The sequence below is a fragment of the Pseudomonas sp. Tul2A7 genome (assembly GCF_054790505.1).
In genome coordinates this window covers 1,202,360-1,222,501 of sequence record NZ_CP186499.1, presented here as the reverse complement: position 1 = coordinate 1,222,501, position 20,142 = coordinate 1,202,360, and the positions used below count along the sequence as shown (strand labels likewise).

The 20,142-nt window shown below is 60.2% G+C and carries 16 protein-coding genes; 14 read left to right on the top strand and 2 right to left on the bottom strand.

What is annotated here, in order from left to right; all coding sequences use genetic code 11:
• Nucleotides 1-88: 88 nt before the first annotated feature.
• The 7 genes from ACOYXJ_RS05660 (at nt 89) to ACOYXJ_RS05630 (ending at nt 7,226) form a co-directional block, all read left to right on the top strand.
• Complete coding sequence (locus ACOYXJ_RS05660; RefSeq protein WP_460368349.1) at nt 89-679, top strand: NAD(P)H-dependent oxidoreductase; 591 nt, start codon at nt 89-91, stop codon at nt 677-679.
• Between the two features lie 125 nt (nt 680-804).
• Entirely contained in the window at nt 805-1,716 is a 912-nt protein-coding gene (locus tag ACOYXJ_RS05655) for a LysR family transcriptional regulator (protein WP_150792270.1), read from the top strand.
• Nucleotides 1,717-1,819: 103 nt separating this feature from the next.
• Nucleotides 1,820-2,713, top strand: coding sequence for an NAD-dependent epimerase/dehydratase family protein (locus ACOYXJ_RS05650; RefSeq protein ID WP_460368346.1), 894 nt, complete (start codon nt 1,820-1,822; stop codon nt 2,711-2,713).
• Between the two features lie 340 nt (nt 2,714-3,053).
• Nucleotides 3,054-4,403 (top strand): GntP family permease, encoded by a 1,350-nt coding sequence (locus tag ACOYXJ_RS05645; protein WP_095051052.1) that lies wholly within the window; start codon nt 3,054-3,056, stop codon nt 4,401-4,403.
• A gap of 16 nt (nt 4,404-4,419) precedes the next feature.
• Entirely contained in the window at nt 4,420-5,280 is an 861-nt protein-coding gene (locus ACOYXJ_RS05640; protein ID WP_460368344.1) for a MurR/RpiR family transcriptional regulator, read from the top strand.
• Between the two features lies 1 nt (nt 5,281).
• Nucleotides 5,282-6,739, top strand: coding sequence for an N-acyl-D-amino-acid deacylase family protein (locus tag ACOYXJ_RS05635; RefSeq protein WP_460368342.1), 1,458 nt, complete (start codon nt 5,282-5,284; stop codon nt 6,737-6,739).
• A gap of 118 nt (nt 6,740-6,857) precedes the next feature.
• Nucleotides 6,858-7,226: a glyoxalase superfamily protein gene (locus ACOYXJ_RS05630; RefSeq protein ID WP_150792276.1), complete on the top strand. Its 369-nt coding sequence runs from the start codon at nt 6,858-6,860 to the stop codon at nt 7,224-7,226.
• A gap of 400 nt (nt 7,227-7,626) precedes the next feature.
• On the opposite strand, the gene ACOYXJ_RS05625 is transcribed toward ACOYXJ_RS05630, so the two are convergent.
• Both ACOYXJ_RS05625 and gliR read right to left on the bottom strand, forming a co-directional pair.
• A complete protein-coding gene (locus ACOYXJ_RS05625; protein WP_460368340.1) occupies nt 7,627-7,992 on the bottom strand; it encodes a DUF6124 family protein in 366 nt (121 codons plus the stop codon).
• A 515-nt stretch (nt 7,993-8,507) separates the two neighbouring features.
• Nucleotides 8,508-9,524 carry an AraC family transcriptional regulator GliR gene (gene gliR / locus ACOYXJ_RS05620; protein WP_460368338.1) on the bottom strand — a complete coding sequence of 339 codons (1,017 nt, stop codon included), beginning with the start codon at nt 9,522-9,524 and terminating at the stop codon, nt 8,508-8,510.
• A gap of 210 nt (nt 9,525-9,734) precedes the next feature.
• Between gliR and ACOYXJ_RS05615 the strand changes: the two genes are divergently transcribed.
• The 7 genes from ACOYXJ_RS05615 to ACOYXJ_RS05585 all read left to right on the top strand — a co-directional run bounded on the left by ACOYXJ_RS05615 (nt 9,735) and on the right by ACOYXJ_RS05585 (nt 19,885).
• On the top strand, nt 9,735-11,330 hold the full coding sequence (locus tag ACOYXJ_RS05615; protein WP_460368336.1) for an FAD-binding oxidoreductase: 1,596 nt from the start codon (nt 9,735-9,737) through the stop codon (nt 11,328-11,330).
• Between the two features lie 5 nt (nt 11,331-11,335).
• Nucleotides 11,336-12,928, top strand: coding sequence for a glycerol-3-phosphate dehydrogenase/oxidase (locus ACOYXJ_RS05610; protein WP_460368334.1), 1,593 nt, complete (start codon nt 11,336-11,338; stop codon nt 12,926-12,928).
• Between the two features lie 20 nt (nt 12,929-12,948).
• On the top strand, nt 12,949-14,517 hold the full coding sequence (locus tag ACOYXJ_RS05605; protein WP_460368332.1) for an FGGY-family carbohydrate kinase: 1,569 nt from the start codon (nt 12,949-12,951) through the stop codon (nt 14,515-14,517).
• Nucleotides 14,518-14,758: 241 nt separating this feature from the next.
• Nucleotides 14,759-16,048: a phospholipase gene (locus ACOYXJ_RS05600; RefSeq protein ID WP_460368330.1), complete on the top strand. Its 1,290-nt coding sequence runs from the start codon at nt 14,759-14,761 to the stop codon at nt 16,046-16,048.
• Between the two features lie 48 nt (nt 16,049-16,096).
• Nucleotides 16,097-18,055, top strand: coding sequence for a DUF1302 domain-containing protein (locus ACOYXJ_RS05595; RefSeq protein WP_460368328.1), 1,959 nt, complete (start codon nt 16,097-16,099; stop codon nt 18,053-18,055).
• A gap of 131 nt (nt 18,056-18,186) precedes the next feature.
• On the top strand, nt 18,187-19,560 hold the full coding sequence (locus ACOYXJ_RS05590) for a DUF1329 domain-containing protein (RefSeq protein WP_460368326.1): 1,374 nt from the start codon (nt 18,187-18,189) through the stop codon (nt 19,558-19,560).
• Nucleotides 19,561-19,636: 76 nt separating this feature from the next.
• Complete coding sequence (locus ACOYXJ_RS05585; protein ID WP_150792286.1) at nt 19,637-19,885, top strand: FitA-like ribbon-helix-helix domain-containing protein; 249 nt, start codon at nt 19,637-19,639, stop codon at nt 19,883-19,885.
• The last annotated feature ends 257 nt before the right edge of the window (nt 19,886-20,142 follow it).

The following is a 20,142-nucleotide window of genomic DNA, read 5'->3' as shown; positions in this document are numbered from 1 at the left end:
GCTTATTTCGCGCGAGGCGGATCGTTAACCTGCCGCCATTCCAGTTTCTCTTCTCCATCCAGCCCACTGGCTGCGCCGAGGCTTTCTCATGAAAAAAGTGCTGTTGCTCAATGGCGGTAAAAAATTCGCCCACTCCGACGGTCGCTACAACACCACCCTGCACGAAGCCGCACTGAGCGTGCTTGATCGTGGCGGTGTCGATGTGAAAACCACCTTCATCGACGAAGGCTACGACGTTGCTGAAGAGGTGGCGAAATTTCTCTGGGCCGACGTGATCATTTATCAGATGCCGGGCTGGTGGATGGGCGCGCCATGGACGGTGAAAAAGTACCTCGACGAAGTCTTCACCGAAGGCCACGGCAGCCTCTACGCCAGCGATGGCCGCAGTCGTTCCGATGCTTCGCAGAAGTACGGCAGCGGTGGCCTGATTCAGGGTAAGCAATACATGCTGTCGCTGACCTGGAATGCGCCGCAGCAAGCCTTCGATGACCCGACTGATTTCTTTGAAGCCAAAGGCGTCGACGCGGTGTACTTCCCGTTTCACAAGGCCAATGAGTTTCTCGGCATGACCGGTTTGCCGACGTTCCTCTGTGTCGACGTGATGAAGCGGCCGAACATTGAAAACGACGTGGCGCGCTATGAGCAGCATCTGACCGAGGTGTTTGGTCTCAAGGCCTGAATGGTTTCGGGCTACTATCGGTGGTAACAGCAAAAGATCGCAGCCTTCGGCAGCTCCTACAGGAACCCATTTCCATGTAGGAGCTGCCGAAGGCTGCGATCTTGGCGATCTCAAAGAGGACACCCGTGAAAGCCAGATCCGATGAGTTGCAGATTTTCGTCTGCGTGATCGAATGCGGTTCGATTTCCGCCGCCGCCGAACAGGTCGGGCAAACGCCTTCGGCGGTCAGCCGCACGTTGTCGAAGCTGGAAGCCAAGCTCGACACCACGCTGATCAACCGCACCACGCGGCGCATGGACCTGACCGAGGAGGGCAAGTATTTCTTCGAGCAGGCCAAGCTGATTCTCGATCAGATGGAGCAACTCGAAGAGCGTCTGTCTTCACGCCAGCAAACCCCATCCGGGCGCTTGCGGATCAACGCCGCGTCACCGTTCATGCTCCACGCGGTGGTCCCGTACATCGACGAATTCCGCCGCCTCTATCCGGACATCCAGCTCGAACTCAACAGCAATGACCTGATCATTGACCTGCTGGAACAAAGCACCGACGTCGCCATCCGTATCGGCACCCTCGCTGACTCGACGCTGCATGCGCGCTCGCTCGGTTGCAGCCCGCTGTTGATCGTCGCAAGCCCCGCCTATCTGGAAAAACACGGTGCGCCGCTGCAAGTCGCCGATCTGAGCGAACACACCTTGCTCGGCTTCACCCAGAACGAAGGCCTCAACCAATGGCCGCTGCGCTACGTGCACGGCGACCGCTGGCCAATCACCCCGGCGATCAGCGCGTCCAGCGGCGAGACCGTGCGCCATCTGGCGCTGGAAGGGCAGGGCATCGCCTGCCTGTCGCACTTCATGACCATCGACGACATCCGTGCCGGGCGCCTGAAAGTCCTGCTCGGTGAATTCAACAGCGGTTATCGCCAGCCGATCAACGCCGTGTACTACCGTAACTCGCAACTGGCGCTGCGCATTCAGTGTTTCCTCGACTTTATCCAGAGCAAACTCGCGGCTTACGCCAGCGCCGATTTCAAGGGCTGATTCGTGACCTCTGCGCAAGAGTGAATTGGGCGGCGGCGGGTTTTTTCCCCCGGCTCACGGGCCGATACTCGTCCCATCACTTACTCACGCAGGGAATTACTCCATGAACGTATTCGTCACCGGCGCTGCCGGATTTATCGGCGGCTCGATCGCTACCGGTCTGGTTCAGGCCGGTCATAAAGTCACCGGTCTGGTGCGCAGCGCCGAACAGGCTGAAGAACTGAAAGCGCTCGGCATCACCGCGGTCATCGGCACCCTCGATGACAAAGCCCTGCTCGCCGAACAGGCCCGCGCTGCCGATGCGGTGATCAACGCCGCCAGCAGCGACCATCGCGGTGCAGTTGAAGCGTTGCTTGATGCCTTGCGCGGTTCCAACAAAGTATTCCTGCACACCAGCGGTTCGAGCATCGTCGGCGATGCCTCGGGTGGAAAATCCAGCGATGTCATCTACTACGAAGACAACCTGCCAGAGCCGACCGTCGACAAAGCCGCCCGCGTGGCCATCGACAACCTGATCCTCGCCGCGGCGCAGGACGGCGTGAATTCGGCAGTGATCTGCAACACGCTGATCTATGGCCACAGCCTGGGCGTCACTCGCGACAGCGTGCAATTGCCGCGACTGCTCAAGCAGGCACGCAAAAGCGGCGTGGTGCGCCACGTCGGTACCGGCCAGAACATCTGGTCCAACGTGCACATCGAAGACGTCGTCGCCCTCTACCTGCTGGCGCTGACCAAAAACGTCCCGGGCACGTTCTACTTCGTCGAAAGCGGTGAAGCGTCGTTCATCGACATGACCACCGCCATGGCCGAAGCGCTGAACCTGGGCCAACCACAAGACTGGCCACTGCAAGACGCCGAAGCCGAGTGGGGCTACGAAATGGCCAACTACGGCCTCGGCTCCAACAGCCGAGTGCGCGGCAAACACGCCCGCGAACTGCTGGGCTGGGTGCCGAAGCGCACGTCGGTGGTTGAATGGATTCGTAACGAAATGGTGTGAGTCGTCAACCAGCTCCCACAGGTTTTGCGCTTTTCTGTCTGGAGGAATGCGATCAAAACTGTAGGAGTGAGCCTGCTCGCGATAGCGGTCATTCAGCCAATGAAGATATTGACTGTTACGGCGCAATCGCGAGCAGGCTCACTCCTACAGGGGGCTGTGTTGGCTGTAAAAGCATGTAAATCCCACCCCGCGATTTTCATTAATCACGACAAGACATACCCATCAGCGACACGCCTTGCCTCTCCACGAAAATTACTTTCATGCGGTTTGAAATCTCGATCTCGAAATGATTTATGAGTTTCACAACCCATTCGAACGTGACCCTTTCGAGGAGTACCGCATGACGCCTTCCTTCGGCTATTGGCTGCTGGTCTATGCCGCCGTCGCCATCATCGCGCTGATCGTGTTGATCGCCCGTTACCGGCTCAATCCGTTCATCGTCATCACCCTGATTTCCATTGGTCTTGCGCTGGTCGCGGGGATGCCGCCGTCGGGTGTGGTGGGGGCGTATGAGGCCGGGGTGGGCAAGACGCTGGGTCATATTGCGCTGGTGGTGGCGCTGGGGACGATGCTTGGCAAGATGATGGCCGAGTCCGGTGGCGCCGAGCAGATGGCGCGCACGCTGATCGATAAATTCGGCGAGAAGAACGCGCACTGGGCGATGGTTTGCATCGCCTTTCTGGTCGGTTTGCCGCTGTTCTTCGAAGTCGGTTTCGTCTTGCTGGTGCCGATTGCCTTTACCGTGGCGCGCCGCGTCGGCGTGTCGATTCTGATGGTCGGTTTGCCGATGGTTGCCGGCCTGTCGGTGGTGCATGCGCTGGTGCCGCCGCACCCGGCGGCGATGCTCGCGGTGCAGGCTTATCAGGCGTCGGTCGGGCAGACCTTGCTGTATGCGATTGCCATCGGCATTCCGACCGCGATCATTGCCGGGCCGTTGTACGCCAAATTCATCGTGCCGCGCATTCAATTGCCGGCGGATAACCCGCTGGAAAAGCAATTCCTCGACCGCGAACCGCGCGACAAACTACCGGGTTTCGGCATCACCATGGCGACCATTCTGTTGCCCGTGGTGTTGATGCTGATTGGTGGTTGGGCCAATCTGATTTCCACGCCGGGCAGCGGTTTCAATCAGTTTCTGTTGTTCATCGGCAACTCGGTGATCGCGCTGCTGCTGGCGACCTTGTTGAGTTTCTGGACGCTCGGCATCGCCCAGGGTTTCAACCGCGAATCGATTCTGAAATTCACCAACGAATGTCTGGCACCTACCGCCAGTATCACCTTGCTGGTCGGTGCTGGCGGTGGCTTGAACCGCATTCTGGTCGACGCGGGCGTCACCGATCAGATCGTCGGCCTCGCTCATGAGTTTCACCTGTCGCCGCTGATCATGGGCTGGCTGTTCGCGGCGTTGATGCGCGTCGCCACCGGTTCCGCGACCGTGGCCATGACCACCGCGTCCGGCGTGGTTGCGCCGGTGGCTATTGGTCTGGGTTATCCACACCCTGAGCTGTTGGTGCTGGCGACCGGCGCGGGCTCGGTTATCTTTTCCCACGTCAACGACGGCGGCTTCTGGTTGATCAAGGAATACTTCAACATGACGGTCGCGCAGACGTTCAAGACCTGGACCGTGCTCGAGACGCTGATCTCGCTGGTTGCATTCGGTTTGACCGTCGGCCTTTCTTACCTGCTGTAACTGGAGCTCGCCGCCCATGGACATCCTCTACCAGATCCGCGCCCGCCAGGATTCCTTCAGCGCCGGCGAAGGTCGCATCGCCCGGCTGATGCTCGACGACGTCGGTTTTGCCGCCAGCGCCAGCCTCGAAGACCTCGCCCAACGCGCTGAAGTCAGCACCGCCACGCTGTCGCGTTTCGCTCGCACCGTCGGCTGTCGCGACCTGCGTGATCTGCGCCTGCAACTGGCTCAGGCCAGTGGCGTTGGCAGCCGTTTTCTCGACCCGGCGGGCACGCCTGAGCAGTCGGCGTTTTACGGGCAGATCGTCGGCGACATCGAAACCACCCTGCGCCAGCATCTGGCCGGATTTGACGAGTCACGCTTTGCCGACGCGGTGAAAATGCTCGGCCAGGCACGGATGATTCACGCCTTCGGCATGGGCGGTTGCTCGACGCTGTGCAGCGATGAATTGCAGGTTCGCCTGGTGCGCCTCGGCTACCCGATTGCCGTGTGCCATGACGCGGTGATGATGCGCGTCACCGCCGCCAGCCTGAACGCCGAACAAGTGCTCATCATCTGTTCGCTAACTGGCATCACCCCGGAATTGCTCGAGACTGTCGAGCTGGCGCGCAACTACGGCGCGCGCATTCTGGCGATCACCCGTGCCGATTCGCCGCTGGCCGAACTGGCCGACATCGTCCTGCCGCTGCAAGGCGCAGAAACCTCGTTCATCTACAAACCGACGGCGGCGCGCTACGGCATGTTGCTCGCCATCGACGTGCTGGCGACCGAGCTGGCGCTGGCCAATCCTGAAGACAATCAAGAACGTCTGCGGCGGATCAAACTGGCCCTCGACGAATACCGTGGCGGCGACGATCACCTGCCGCTGGGAGACTGACATGCTGTACGACACGCTGATTCGCAACGCCCTGATCATCGACGGCAGCAACGTGCCCGGCTACAAGGCCGACGTGGCGATTCGTGAGGGCCGCATCGAGCGTATCGGTGACTTGCACGATGCCACCGCCAGCGAGGAAATCGACGCCGCTGGCCGCGTGCTGGCGCCGGGTTTCATCGATGTGCACACCCACGACGACACCGTGGTTATCCGGCAGCCAGAGATGTTGCCCAAACTCAGTCAAGGCGTGACCACGGTGATTGTCGGCAACTGCGGGATCAGCGCTTCGCCCGTGACATTGAAGGGCAATCCGCCGGATCCGATGAACCTGCTTGGCACCGCGGCGGCGTTTGTTTATCCACGCTTCAGTGATTACCGCGCGGCGGTTGAAGCGGCCAATATCACGTTGAACGTTGCCGCGTTGGTCGGCCATACGGCGCTGCGCAGCAATCATCTGGAGGACCTGTTCCGCACCGCCACGCCAGATGAAATCGCCGCGATGCGTGAGCAGTTGCGCGAAAGCCTTGAGGCCGGTGCATTGGGTTTATCCACAGGTCTGGCGTATGCCAGCGCGTTCAACGCCTCCACCGATGAGGTGATGCAACTGACTGAAGAACTGACGGCGTTCGGCGCGGTGTACACCACGCATTTACGCAGCGAATTCGCGCCGGTTCTGGAAGCGATGGATGAAGCGTTCAGCATCGGTCGACACTCGCGTTCACCGGTGATTATTTCCCACCTCAAATGTGCCGGCGTCGGTAATTGGGGGCGCAGTCCGCAATTGCTCGCGTCGTTGGAGGAAGCAGCGAAAACCCAGCACGTAGGGTGCGACTGCTATCCCTATGCAGCGAGTTCTTCAACGCTGGATTTGAAGCAAGTCACCGACGCCCACCGCATCACCATCACCTGGTCGACGCCACACCCGGAAGTCAGCGGCCGCGACCTGATCGACATCGCCGCCGAATGGGATCTGCCGCTGCTTGATGCCGCGAAACGCCTGCAACCGGCCGGCGCGGTGTACTACGGCATGGATGAGGCCGATGTACGAAGAATCCTCGCCCATCCGTTGTCGATGGTCGGGTCTGACGGACTGCCGGAAGACCCGTTCCCGCATCCACGCCTGTGGGGCGCTTTCCCACGGGTTCTCGGACATTTCAGTCGTGACGTCGGCCTGTTTCCGCTGCACACCGCCGTGCACAAGATGACCGGGTTGTCGGCGGCGCGATTTGGTTTGAAGGAAAGGGGCGAGATTCGTGAAGGGTATTGGGCGGATCTGGTGTTGTTCGATCCGGCGACCGTGCGTGATGTGGCGGACTTCAATGATCCGCAACGGGCTGCGCATGGGATTGATGGGGTTTGGATCAACGGTGTTTTGAGCTATCGCGACGGACAGGCGAGTGGTCGCAGGGAAGGGCGGTTTCTCGCGCGACAGGGTGATCTGCGCGATAACTTTCACTGAGGTTTCGCGGACTGCGTCACGGTGGTGGCACATTGCAATTAAAGAAAGCCATCAACAAGCCGAATTGCTGACATCCACCCCGTCTACACTGTGGGGCCAATCAGTCAGGGAGCACCCCATGAGCTTCGGCAAAACCACCCCGATCCTGCGGATCTTCGATGAAGCCAAAGCTGTCGAGTTCTACGTCGATTTTCTGGGTTTCAAGATCGACTGGCAGCATCGCTTCGAGGCGAATTTTCCGTTGTATCTGCAGGTGTCGCGCGGTGAATGTGTGCTGCATTTGTCCGAGCATCATGGCGATGCGTGCCCGGGTTCGGCGCTGCGTATCGAGACCGATGAGCTGGAGACGTTTCAGCAGCAGTTGGTGGCCAAGGATTACAAGTTTTCGCACCCGGGTATTCAGGCGATGCCGTGGGGGAGTCAGGACATGACGATCGTTGATCCGTTTGGTAATCGGTTGGTGTTTACCAACGCGATTTGTCTCTGAGCTGAAAAGCCCCTCACCCTAACCCTCTCCCAGAGGGAGAGGGGACTGACCGAGGTGTCTGGCGCTATACACCGACCTGCAAGACCGAGTCGATTATGGATTCACCGCAGCACTTTCAGGTCGGTGTATTTAGCGAACATCTTACGGTATGCCCTTCACCCTCACCCTAGCCCTCTCCCGGAGGGAGAGGGGACCGATCCGGGGTTGCTTGAGAGATACACCGACCTGAACCTGCTTGGTCGAATCCATAATCGACTCGGTCACTCAGGTCGATGTCTAGCGCCAGACACCTCGGTCGGCCCCCTCTCCCTTCGGGAGAGGGCTGGGGTGAGGGGAAATGGCACACCGCAAAAAGAAGCCCGCCACCTAACCATCACAGTTGGGGTCGCGGGCTTTTTCGTTAGTCGGTCGGCACTAATCTGTCCAACACGCGATTGACGGCCATTTCCGCCACCATCACCACTTGCGCGATGCCCTGCAGGGTCTTGCGGTGCGAACCTTCGAGCACGGCGGCGAAGTCGTTGAGCATCACCGAGGCAGAACCCAGCGTTTCGCAGGCGTCGACCAGCAAGGGCTCGGTCGCGGATGCCGGGTTGGCCATGTAGAGGCGGTTGGGTTGGTAAGGCGTGGCCATGATCTGCGCGGTGGGTGGGGCGAGATAGTGGTCTAGAGCTCGCTCGGCGGCTTCGTGGAATTTCTTTGAATCGGCGGATTCGTAGGGGGAGGCCGGGTCGGTGACCGGCGGGTTTGGCGTTATCTTGAACATAGCTGTGTTCCCTTTGTTGAGCGACCACCCTTTGGCTACTAAACGAAAGGGTGGCAGCTGTACGCAGGTTAGTAGACCGGGGAACTCAGCTAAGCCGGCGCGCCGAAGCGCCCTGCGTACAGCCACCGTCAAGCTCAGGTACGCGAGTACCTGTGATGAATGTACGACCAGCAGAATTACCGCCGGGCTACTAAACCCGATCACTGGGAATCAGTGACGCAATCAAGTTACGCAGCATGCTCAGGGCGCACAAGCCGGCGGATTCTGGCGCAGGCGTAGGCAGTGGCGCAAGGATTTGTGGGCTGTTTCGCGTAACGCTGAGTGTCTTTAAACACCTGTGGTGCGGGATGTTTATTGCGCTCAAGTATCGAAGATTTACCTGTAGGAATTGGGTGCGGCAACTGGCGCATTCGCGAGCAGGCTCGCTCCCACAGTTGATCTGCGTTGTTCACAAAGTTGATGTTCACCGCCGACCCAATGTGGGAGCGAGCCTGCTCGCGAAGAGGCCGGAACATTCACCCCCGATGCATCTGCCGAAACTCCCCCGGCGGCATCCCTCGCCGACTCTTGAACGTGCGATGAAACGACCTCGGTTCGGTAAACCCCAGATACTGCGCAATGTCCTGAATCGGCAGCGTGCTGTTGAGCAAATAATGCTCAGCCAACTCTTGGCGCAGATCATCGAGAATCTGCTGATACGACGTCCCCGCCTGATGCAACTGCCGCTGCAACGTGCGCACTGAAACGGCGAGCTGCTCGGCGACCTGCTCTTTGCGCGGCAAGCCCTCCTTGAGCAACTGCCGCAGAATGTTCTTCACCTGCTGTTCCAGCGACGCATCCTCCAGCGTCGCCATCAATCCCAACGCATGTTCTTCCAGCGTGCGCAGCAATTGCGCATCGGCCTGACGCAACGGCAACTGCAAATACGCCAGCGGCACGATCAACGCCGAATACGGCTGATCAAACAACACCGGGCAACCGAAAAACGCTTCGTACTGCGCCGGTGTAGCCTCGGTCGGGCATGAATGTTCGAGCCAGACCCCGGCCGGCGACATCTGCGTATCAGCGATCCAGCGCGCGTAGTGCAGCCACGAACCGAGCACATTCTCCACCAGATGCCGACGAATCCGTGGACGCTGATAACGGCAGGTCCAGATCAGATGCACGTGGCCGTCCAGCACCTCGGCGCGACTGACACCCATGTCCCCCACCAATTTCTCGAACGGCATGATCCGGCTCATCGCATCGCCCAGCGTCGCGCAGTTCATGGTGATGTAACCGAGCACACTCCACGAATTGGGCAGGACAAAATTCGCCGCATTGAGCCCGAACAACGGATCGCCCGAGTGTTCGCAGAAATACTCCAGCAAGCGTTCATGTGCCTCACCGGGCAAACGCAGGGTGTTGTCGCTCAACTGTTGCGCCTGCAAACCCGCCGCCGCCAACGCCGGTTCAATCGCCATGCCCAGTTGTTCGGCATGGCGCAGGTATTTGAGCAGCGGCGGAACCGAGGTGAAGCCAAGCGATTGCATGATCCCATTCCTTTGATCAATGGCGGCGGAGGCGGACGAATAGCCTGAAAGGTAATTTGAAACCCCGACTAAAGTAAATGGCTGACGCTTGCGCGACGTTTGACTCAATTGGCTACACGAACTGGCCGGATGCGACCGTGACACTTTGCGGCCGCTGGCTAGTATGGGGGCCTGAAATATCACTGATCTGACGGTTAGAAGGACACACGCATGCGACGCTGGAACGGCTGGGGAGATGCAACCACGGTGGTCGAACTGCCGGCCCAGGGCGCGGAGTTTCTTCATGAGCGACTGGGCGAGGGGCGCGCGCTGCCCGATGCGACACTGGAATCCGCATTAGCCCGCGTGCCAGCCTCGCGATTGCCTGCACGCGCGTTGTACAGCGTCGATGCCCATGACCGCTTGTTGCATGCTCGAGGCCAGAGCCTGCCGGATTGGCTGGCGTTGCGCGAAGGTGCTTTGGGCAATTACCCCGATGCGGTGGCGTTTCCCGAGACTGCTGAGCACATTCGCCAATTGCTGGCGCTCGCCCATGAACAGGATTTGTGCCTGATCCCCTATGGCGGCGGCACGTCGGTGGCTGGGCACATCAATCCGCCGGAGTCGGTGCGGCCGGTGGTGACGGTGTCGCTGGCGCGGATGAATCGCCTGATCGATCTCGACGAACAGAGCCTGCTGGCGACGTTCGGCCCCGGTGCGAGTGGACCGCAGGTGGAAAGTCAGCTGCGGGCGCGGGGCTACACGCTGGGGCACTTTCCGCAGTCGTGGGAGCTGTCGACGTTGGGCGGTTGGGTCGCCAGCCGGTCCAGCGGTCAGCAATCGTTGCGCTATGGCCGGATCGAGCAATTGTTTGCGGGCGGAACCTTGGAAACCTTTGCCGGGCCTTTGGAAATTCCAACCTTCCCGGCCTCTGCCGCCGGGCCTGATCTGCGCGAGGTGGTGCTCGGTTGCGAGGGCCGTTTCGGGATCATTTCCGAGGTCAAGGTGCGGGTCAGCGCGCTGCCTGCCGATGAACGTTTTTACGGTGTGTTTCTCCCCGACTGGCCGCAGGCACTCAGCGCCATTCGCCAATTGGCCCAGGCACGCGTACCGCTGTCGATGCTGCGCCTGTCCAACGCCATGGAAACCGAAACGCAACTGGCGCTGGCCGGTCATCCACAGCAAATCGCCTGGCTGGAAAAGTATCTGAAGCTAAGGGGGGCAGCAGAGGGCAAGTGCCTGCTGACCTTCGGCGTCACCGGCAATCGCCGACAAAACGCATTGTCGCTAAAACAGGCGCGCCAACATCTGAAAGCATTCGGCGGCGTGTTCACCGGCACCCTGCTCGGCAAGAAGTGGGCGCAGAACCGCTTCCGTTTCCCCTACCTGCGCGAGAACCTGTGGAACGCCGGTTACGTGGTCGACACCCTCGAAACCGCTACCGACTGGAGCAACGTCGACAACCTGCTCAACCTCATCGAAAACAGCCTGCGCGATGCCCTGGCCGCCGAAGGCGAACGCGTGCATGTGTTCACCCACCTGTCCCACGTCTACGGCGAAGGCTCGAGCATCTACACCACCTACGTGTTTCGCCCGGCGGCGGATTACCCCGCGACGCTGGCACGCTGGAAAGCGCTCAAACACGCGGCCAGCCGGACCATCGTCGACAACCACGGCACCATCAGTCACCAGCACGGCGTCGGCAAGGATCACGCGCCGTATCTGTTGCGTGAGAAGGGCGCACTGGCGATGGACACCTTGCAGGCGCTGAGCAAACACTTCGATCCGGCCGGGCGCCTCAACCCCGGCACGCTGCTGCCGGAGTGACGGCCATGAGTCAGGATTGGAACGCCGCATGGCGCCAGCAGATTCTGCCGGCGCTGGCCGAGGAAACCTGGGATCTGATCGTCATTGGCGGCGGCATCAGCGGCGCCGGAATCCTGCGCGAAGCTGCGCGTCGAGGCTGGCGCTGCCTGTTGCTTGAGCAACGTGATTTCGCTTGGGGCACCTCAAGCCGCTCTTCGAAAATGGTTCACGGCGGTTTGCGTTACATCGCCAAAGGGCAATGGCGCCTGACCCGTGATTCGGTGCGCGAACGTCAGCGCTTGCTCGACGAAGCGCCGGGGTTGGTCGAACCGATGAGTTTCATGATGCCGCACTATCGCGGCGGCTTTCCCGGACCTCGGGTGTTGGGTGGTTTGCTGAGCGTTTATGACGCCTTGGCCGGGCGTCGCAGCCATCGTTTTCATGATGCGCAACAGCTTCGATATCTGGCGCCGGGGGTGAAGGAAATCGACTTGCTCGGCGGCACCAGTTTTGTCGATGCGCTGACCGATGATGCGCGGCTGGTGATGCGTGTGTTGAGCGAGGCACGGGCTGATGGCGCTGTCGTGGTTAACGGCGTGCGCGTTGAACATCTGTTGCGTGAAAACGGGCGAGTGTGTGGCGTTCAGGTCGAGGATTGCGAGGTCGGCTCGTCATTGCAGTTGCGCTGTGGCGTACTTGCTGTGGCCACTGGCGCGTGGGCTGAGCGCTTGCGCCCGACTGAGGCACCACGGCAATTGCGGCCGTTGCGTGGCAGTCATTTATTGCTGCCGGGTTGGCGTTTGCCGGTGGCGCAGGCGTTTACGTTTTTGCATGAACGCGACCGGCGTCCGGTGTTCGTTTTCCCGTGGGAGGGCGCGACGGTGGTGGGCACCACGGACCTCGATCATCGCGAGGATCTGGATCAGAGCGCGAGCATCAGCGCAGAAGAACTCGACTATCTGCTGGCGGCTTGCACACAACAGTTTCCCGGTGCAGAAGTGACGGCGAATGATGTGCTGTCGACCTGGTCCGGCGTGCGTCCGGTGGTGGGCAGCGCAGGTGCGCATCACGACAAACCGTCGAATGAAACCCGCGAGCATGTGCTGTGGCAGGAACCCGGTTGCGTGACTTTGGCCGGCGGCAAACTGACGACGTTTCGCCCGCAAGCCATCGAAGTGCTCAAGGCCTGCGCGGACATGCTTGAACGTCCCTTCGTCGATGACGCCGCGCCGGTGTTTGCCGCCGTACCTGCGCTGCCAGTTGCAGAATTGAGCAACCAGCAATGGCGACGACTGGCCGGAAGGCATGGCCGAAACCTGCCGAGGCTGGCGCAATTGATCAAAGAAGTCGGCCACGACACGGTTGGCATCACGGACACGTTGTGGGCGGAACTGGCCTTCGCCTGCGAAGCGGAAATGGTCTTGCACCTCGACGATCTGCTGCTGCGCCGCACGCGTCTCGGCCTGTTGCTGCCTCACGGTGGCGAAGACTATTTCACCGCCATCCGCCAACTCTGCCAGCCACGACTGGCCTGGAGCGACGAACACTGGCAGCAGGAAGAACAGCGTTATCAGGCGTTGTGGCAACGCCATCACGGTTTGCCGGATGCCACGCCTTGATGCCCCTTGAAGAGAGCTCCATGGATAACCACCCGAACAAGCGTTACCTGCTGGCCATCGACAACGGCACCCAGAGCGTACGCGCGCTGCTCTTCGATCTGCAGGGCAATCTGCTCGGCAAAGGCAAGGTTGAATTGCAGGCCTATTACTCGACGCAACCGGGCTGGGCCGAGCAGGATCCGGAGTATTACTGGGCGAAACTCGGCGAGGCATGTCAGCAGGTCTGGGCGCAGACTGGCATTGATCGCTCGCAGATTGCCGGCGTTTCCCTGACCACGCAGCGCGGCACGGTGATCAATGTCGATGCCGAGGGTAAACCGTTGCGCCCGGCAATTCTGTGGCTCGATCAACGGCAGAGCGAGGTCGAGGGCGGGATCAAAGGACCGTGGGGCTGGTTGCTCAAACTGGTCGGCGCGCAGGGTACGGTGGATTATTTTCGTGCGCAGGCTGAGGCTAACTGGATAGCAAAACACCAACCTGACGTGTGGGCGGCGACCGACAAGTTTTTGCTGCTGTCGGGGTTTCTCACCCATCGACTGTGCGGACGTTTTGTCGACTCGGTGGGTTGCTGCGTCGGCTATCTGCCGTTCGACTTCAAACGCCTGAAATGGGCCGCGCCGAGTGACTGGAAATGGCAGGCGCTGGCGGTGCGTCCCGAGCAATTGCCGAGCCTGCACAAACCCGGTGAAACCCTCGGCTACATCACCGCTGAAGCCGCTCGCCACACCGGTATTCCCGAGGGCTTGCCGCTGATTGCTGCCGGTGCCGACAAGGCTTGCGAAGTAGTCGGTGCCGGTGTGGTCGATGCGAGCACGGTGTGCCTGTCTTACGGCACCACGGCGACGATCACCAGCACCCGATCGCGCTATCTGGAAATCGTCCCGTTGATTCCGCCGTACCCGTCAGCGGTGCCCGATCAGTTCAACTGCGAGGTGATGATTTATCGCGGTTACTGGATGGTCAGCTGGTTCAAAAACGAGTTCGGTCTGCGCGAGATGCAGCAGGCCAAAGAGCAGGGCATCGAGCCGGAGCAACTGTTCGACGCGCTGGTCGATGCCGTTCCACCGGGATCGATGGGTTTGATGCTGCAACCGTACTGGTCGCCGGGGATTCGCGAGCCGGGTGTCGAGGCGAAAGGCGCGATGATCGGCTTCGGTGATGTGCATACCCGTGCGCATATTTACCGGGCAATTCTGGAAGGGCTGGCGTATGCCTTGCGCCAGGGCATGGAGAATATCGAGCGGCGTTCGAAGGTCTCGATCAAGCGGTTGCGCGTGGCGGGTGGCGGCTCGCAAAGTGATGCGGCGATGCAGCTGACAGCGAACATTTTCGGCCTGCCGGCGGAGCGTCCGCATGTGTATGAAGCGTCGGGTCTGGGCGCGGCGATTTGTTGTGCGGTGGGGTTGGGGCTGCATGCGGATTTCCCCACGGCCATCGCTTCAATGACCAGAGTAGGGGCTGTCTTCACCCCACAACCCGATGCGCAAAAAATCTACGAGCAACTGTATAAAGACGTTTACCTGCGCATGTACCGCCAGCTTAAACCGCTGTATCAAAACATCCGCAAAATCACCGGTTACCCCGCCTGAAAAAACACTGTAGATCCCTGTGGGAGCGAGCCTGCTCGCGAAAGCGGAGTGTCAGTCACCAATGATTTCACTGACCCACCGCATTCGCGAGCAGGCTCGCTCCCACAGGGGGACGGTGGTGTTTTTGATATCGGGTAATTGGCGCCATCGGAGACTTTTTCTGGTGAGATCGGACAGTGTCAGCGGCGGGGTCGGTTGTTAGGCTCATCCCCCACTGCACCGCCAATAAGAACGACAAGCAATGAAGCTGACTTTCCTCCTGTTGCTGCTTTGTGCAACGGCCCCGAGCGCCTGGGGCTGGTCGAACCATACGGTGGGCAGCTATCTGGCGTTGCAGGATCTGCCGGCGTTGCGCGATGCGCCAGCGGTTGAAGTCGAGCCGCTGGAGCAGTTTCTCAGCGAGCAATATCCGGCCGTGCTGGCGCTGTTGGAGCAACAGGAAACCTTCGCCCGTGAGCACTTTGCTCAATACCCGCCACGCCCCGAAAACCTGAAGTTGCCGGTCGTGCCAAGTGACAATCTGCGTCACGACTTCCTCACGGCGCTGCGCATCAATCCCGAGATTCATCTGGCGATGGTCATCCAGCCCTTGCCGGGTAAAGACCTGCCTGAGCGTGAGCACTTGCAGGCCAATCAGGTCATGGTCGAGCAAACCCTTTCTCCGTGGAATCGCCAACGTTTCATCGTGGTCACCGATCACGAAAAAGTCGCACCGCTGGCCGTGCTCGCCAGTGCCGCCGACGAACCGGATTACGGCCACGACATCAACCTGTTCAGCGACAATCCCGGTGACGTCGGCGCGGTCTACGGCTTCGGCGCGCAACCGTTCGGTGATGCGCGTTTCCAGTACAGCTCGCAGGCGCCGTTCCACATGGGCTTCTTCCACGAAAGCCCCGTGGTGTACGCCGCTGCCGGTTTCCTCGAGCGCAGTTGGCCGGACTGGCGCGCGTATCAATACATGGGGCTGGCGCGATTGGCGTTTGCCAGCGGTCATCCGTATTGGGGTTATCGCTTTCTTGGCTGGGGCCTGCACCACATTCAGGACCTGACCCAGCCGTATCACGCCAAGCCGTTGCCCGGCGTCGACCTTGCCAGTCTTCTGTTACTGGAAGGCAAGGCCATCGCCGGTTTTGCTGAGGACAAACAGGCCTCCATCGAGCGCGTCGCCACCCGGCACATGGAAGTGGAGAAGTACCAGTCGACCTGGCTGCGCCGCGTGCTGCGCGCCGGTCAGCCGCACCCGATGCTTGCTGCCTACGTCGATGTGGCTCAGGACAAAGGCTACCCGCCGTACTCGGTCGATTATCTGCGCGAAGTGGTCAGCGCCGAGTCGGTCAACGATTCCGCAGCGTTCGACGAGGCCATCGGCCAGTGGCTGGAAACGGCGCCGGTCAGCAGTGATTTCAGCAGCGGTAATCAGCTGCATCGAGAAGATTTCGACCATCCGGCACTCAACCAGCAACTGTTCAAGTTACTGGGGCATTTCGGCTCGCACAGCCGAATCTACGTCAGCGCGGGATTGGCGCCCTAGCCATCGCGGCAGGACAACAAAACAATAAAAACAGGGAAGGAGGAACACATGATCAACACTCGATTGCGCCTGACGGGCGCGGCGCTCCCCGGGGTCGGCCTGGCCGGGTTGCTGCAGTTGTGCGCAGTCGATGCGGCGCACGCGGTGGAATTCAGCTTCTTGGACAAACAGGTCACCGGTTCCCTCGACACGACCTTGTCTTACGGTCGTTTGTGGCGGGTGCAGGGCCGCGACAAGACTAACGATGACGTCAACACCAACGACGGCAATCGCAACTTCGACACCGGGCTGGTTTCCGAGGTGTACAAGATCACCTCCGAGCTTGAAGCCAACTATCAGAATTACGGTTTGTTTGTGCGCGGCACCGCGTTCTACGACACGCAACTGATGGACAAGCGCAACGACTACGACGAGAACAACAGCCCGTCGCAACCGAGCCAGAGCTACCCGCAGGACGATCATTTCACCAGTCAGACTCGCGACATCGCCGGCAGTCGCATCGAGATGCTCGACGCCTATGTGCATGGCAGTTGGGACGTTGCGCAGATGCCGGTGACGGCGCGCGTCGGTCGGCAGGTGTTCAACTGGGGCGAGGGGATTTTCTATCGCGGCGGGATCAACACCACCAACCCGGTGGACGCCGCCAAGTACCGCTTGCCCGGCGCCGAAGTGAAGGAAGTGCTGGTGCCGGTCGAGGCGCTGAGCTTCAACATCGGCCTCACCGATTCGCTGACCATGGAGAGTTTCTACCAGACCAACTGGAAGGAAACCCGTATCGACCCGGTCGGCACGTTTTATTCGCAAACCGACCTGTTCGCCGACGGCGGCAACACCGGGTACAACAACTTCAGCGGCACGGCGCTCGACACACCGGTGCCGGGGTTTGGCAACGTCATCGGTTTATACAGCGCGCTGGGCAACAACCCGTTGCTGAGTTCGGCCCTGCAAAGCACCGGGTTGTACGCCAACGGCGTGACCCCGGCCTACGGCAACACGCTGAAAGTGGCGAGCATCGGCAAGGACTACAACGCGCGCAACGATGGCCAGTTCGGCTTTGCCTTTCGCTACATCGCTGAGCAGCTCAACAGCACCGAGTTCGGGTTGTACATGGTCAATTACCACGCCAAGGAACCGACCATCGCGGCGGATCTCGGCGGCTACAACGGCATCGACATGGATGCGCTGACCAATCTGCTGACGGGCGTTGCCGGCAGTCAGGCCGGGGCGTTGGCCAATGGTCTGGCCACGGCGGATGTGATGGGCAATATCCAGGCGCATCGGCGTTACGCCGAAGACATCCGCATGTACGGTTTCAGCTTCAACACCACATTGGGCGAGGCGTCGGTGTTTGGTGAAATTGCTTATCGGCCGAATCTGCCGATCGGCGTTGCGGCGACCAACGATTTGATTGGCGACCTGGCCAACGGCGCGGCGGCGGCAGTGACGGGCAAGTCGATCAACGTCGGCGGGCAGATGGTCACCCTCGACAGCCAGATCAATAACGCCGAGCGCGTCGAAGCGTTCAACACCTCGCTGGGGACCATCTACAACTTCGGCCCCACGGCTTCGTTCGACTCGCTGTTCGGCATCTTCGAACTGGCCTCGGAACACCTGCGCGGCAGCAGTCTGCAATACACCGGGTATGACGGCAGCCGTCGCTACTACGCCGGCACCGGTAACTATTCCTATGTGTCGGGCGGTGATCGCGATGATCAGGTCAATCGCAATTCCTACAGCTACACGGCGATGCTCAACGGCACCTGGAACGATGTGTATGCCGGGGTCAACGTCTCGCCGTACATCGTCTACAAGGACGATTTCGAGGGCAACAGCTATCAGGCCGGCAACGCCATCGAAGGGCGCAAGGCCTACACGCTGGGGATCAAGGCCAACTACCAGAACAAGCTCGAAGCCGAACTGCAATACACCGAGTTCTACGGCGGCGGGCAGAACAACGGCATCCGCGACCGCGATAACGTCGGGTTCAACCTCAAGTATTTCCTTTAAAGGCTACACACAGCCCCTGTGGGAGCGAGCCTGCTCGCGAAGAGGCCGGCACATTCAACATTGATGTCGACTGATCCACCGCATTCGCGAGCAGGCTCGCTCCCACAGGTTTTTGTATTTTGGAGAAGATCATGGTTCACACTTCGGGATTGACCAAAGCTTCGCTAGGGTTTGTTTTAGGCCTTGCCGCTAGCAGCGTTTTCGCCGCCATCACCCCGCAACAAGCCGAACAACTGAAAACCACCCTGACCCCCATGGGCGCCGAGCGTGCGGGTAACGCCGCCGGCACCATCCCCGCGTGGACGGGCGGCATCACCCAAGCCCCGGCCGGCTACAAACCCGGCCAACACCATCCCGATCCTTACGCGACGGACACACCGCTGTTCACCATCACCAAAGCCAATCTCGACCAGTACAAAGCCCACCTCAGCCCCGGCCAGATCGCCCTGTTCAACAGCTACCCCGACACCTTCCAGATGCCGATCTACCCATCCCGGCGATCTGGCTCGGCACCGCAGTGGCTGTACGACAACACCCTGAAAAACGCCACCTCGGCCAAATTGCTCGAAGGCGGCAGCGGTTTCTCCGATGCCTACGGCGGCGTGCCGTTCCCGGTACCCAAGGATGGCGTCGAAGTGCTGTGGAACCACATCACCCGCTACCGCGGCATCTACGTCGTGCGCCGCGCCTCCGAAGCGCCAGTCCAGCGCAACGGCAGCTTCGCGCTGGTGACCTCGCAGCAGGAAGCCCTGTTCAACTACTACCGCCCGAACGGCCAGTTCGCCGACCTGAAGAACATCCTGTTCTACTACCTCGCCTTCGTGAAAAGCCCGGCACGCCTGGCCGGTGGCGCCGCCCTCGTGCACGAAACCCTCGATCAGCTCAAAGACGCACGTCAAGCCTGGATCTACGACGCCGGCCAACGCCGCGTGCGTCGCGCACCGAACCTCGCCTACGACACGCCGATCGCATCCTCCGATGGCCTGCGCACCGCCGACGACACCGACCTGTTCAACGGCTCACCGGACCGCTACGAGTGGAAGCTCAAGGGCAAACAGGAAATCTATATCCCCTACAACAACTACAAAGTCGCCAGCCCCGACGTGAAATACGCGCAATTGCTCACCCCCGGCCACCTCAATCCGCAATACACTCGCTATGAACTGCACCGGGTCTGGGTGGTGGAAGGCAACCTGAAACCGGGCTCGCGGCATATCTATTCCAAGCGTGTGCTGTTTCTCGATGAGGACAGCTGGGGCGCCGCGCTGGTCGATCAGTACGATGGGCGAGGGGAGTTGTGGCGGGTGTCGATGGCTTACCTGAAAAACTTTTATGACCTGCCGACGACGTGGAGTGCGCTGGATGTTTTCCACGATTTGCAGGCGCGGCGTTACTACGTGCAGAACCTTGATAACGAAGAAGTGGAGACGGTCGATTTCGCGCAGGCGGTGCCGGAGGATGCGTACTTTATGCCGTCGGCGTTGCGGCAGCGTGGGACGCGGTAAGTGATTACGCTGGCTGTTCTTGGGCGGATGGATGTTAGTCTCGATCAATGATTTTTGTTTGATAGCAGGAGGCATCATGGCCAGCATCACAATTCGAAATATTGATGGTCCGCTCATGGATCAGTTACGGATTAACGCGGCCCAGAACGGAAATTCCATCGAGGAAGAAGCTCGCATGATTCTGGGGCGAGCATTGATTAGAAGGGATAGCGCTGGAGGCTTGGGTAGCCGGATTCGCCAGCGCTTTTCCTCGGTCGGAGGGATCGACCTTGGTTTGCCTTCACGGCAGGAAAAAGCCAAGGTTATGGATTTTCCAGATTGCTGATGCTCGAAATGCGCACGCGCTGAAGAATACCTTTATGTAGGAGCTGCCGAAGGCTGCGATCTTTTGATCTGGCTTCTGATTTGTTCAAAAGCGAAGATCAAAAGATCGCAGCCTGCGGCAGCTCCTACATTAGGCGGAGTTTTTTCCGGGACATCGGGGTGATGGGGCGGACGCAATCGCGAGCAGGCGAAGGCCTACAGGGGATTGGCGTCGTTCACATAATCTGTGATCAACACCATTTCTTGTAGGCCTTCGCC

Excerpts from the sequence above, each read along its gene's own strand:
- ACOYXJ_RS05660 (WP_460368349.1), top strand. The coding sequence starts at position 89 with ATGAAAAAAGTGCTGTTGCTCAATGGCGGTAAAAAATTCGCCCACTCC.
- ACOYXJ_RS05650 (WP_460368346.1), top strand. The coding sequence starts at position 1,820 with ATGAACGTATTCGTCACCGGCGCTGCCGGATTTATCGGCGGCTCGATC.
- ACOYXJ_RS05645 (WP_095051052.1), top strand. The coding sequence starts at position 3,054 with ATGACGCCTTCCTTCGGCTATTGGCTGCTGGTCTATGCCGCCGTCGCC.
- ACOYXJ_RS05640 (WP_460368344.1), top strand. The coding sequence starts at position 4,420 with ATGGACATCCTCTACCAGATCCGCGCCCGCCAGGATTCCTTCAGCGCC.
- ACOYXJ_RS05635 (WP_460368342.1), top strand. The coding sequence starts at position 5,282 with ATGCTGTACGACACGCTGATTCGCAACGCCCTGATCATCGACGGCAGC.
- ACOYXJ_RS05630 (WP_150792276.1), top strand. The coding sequence starts at position 6,858 with ATGAGCTTCGGCAAAACCACCCCGATCCTGCGGATCTTCGATGAAGCC.
- ACOYXJ_RS05625 (WP_460368340.1), bottom strand. The coding sequence starts at position 7,992 with ATGTTCAAGATAACGCCAAACCCGCCGGTCACCGACCCGGCCTCCCCC.
- gliR (WP_460368338.1), bottom strand. The coding sequence starts at position 9,524 with ATGCAATCGCTTGGCTTCACCTCGGTTCCGCCGCTGCTCAAATACCTG.
- ACOYXJ_RS05615 (WP_460368336.1), top strand. The coding sequence starts at position 9,735 with ATGCGACGCTGGAACGGCTGGGGAGATGCAACCACGGTGGTCGAACTG.
- ACOYXJ_RS05610 (WP_460368334.1), top strand. The coding sequence starts at position 11,336 with ATGAGTCAGGATTGGAACGCCGCATGGCGCCAGCAGATTCTGCCGGCG.
- ACOYXJ_RS05605 (WP_460368332.1), top strand. The coding sequence starts at position 12,949 with ATGGATAACCACCCGAACAAGCGTTACCTGCTGGCCATCGACAACGGC.
- ACOYXJ_RS05600 (WP_460368330.1), top strand. The coding sequence starts at position 14,759 with ATGAAGCTGACTTTCCTCCTGTTGCTGCTTTGTGCAACGGCCCCGAGC.
- ACOYXJ_RS05595 (WP_460368328.1), top strand. The coding sequence starts at position 16,097 with ATGATCAACACTCGATTGCGCCTGACGGGCGCGGCGCTCCCCGGGGTC.
- ACOYXJ_RS05590 (WP_460368326.1), top strand. The coding sequence starts at position 18,187 with ATGGTTCACACTTCGGGATTGACCAAAGCTTCGCTAGGGTTTGTTTTA.
- ACOYXJ_RS05585 (WP_150792286.1), top strand. The coding sequence starts at position 19,637 with ATGGCCAGCATCACAATTCGAAATATTGATGGTCCGCTCATGGATCAG.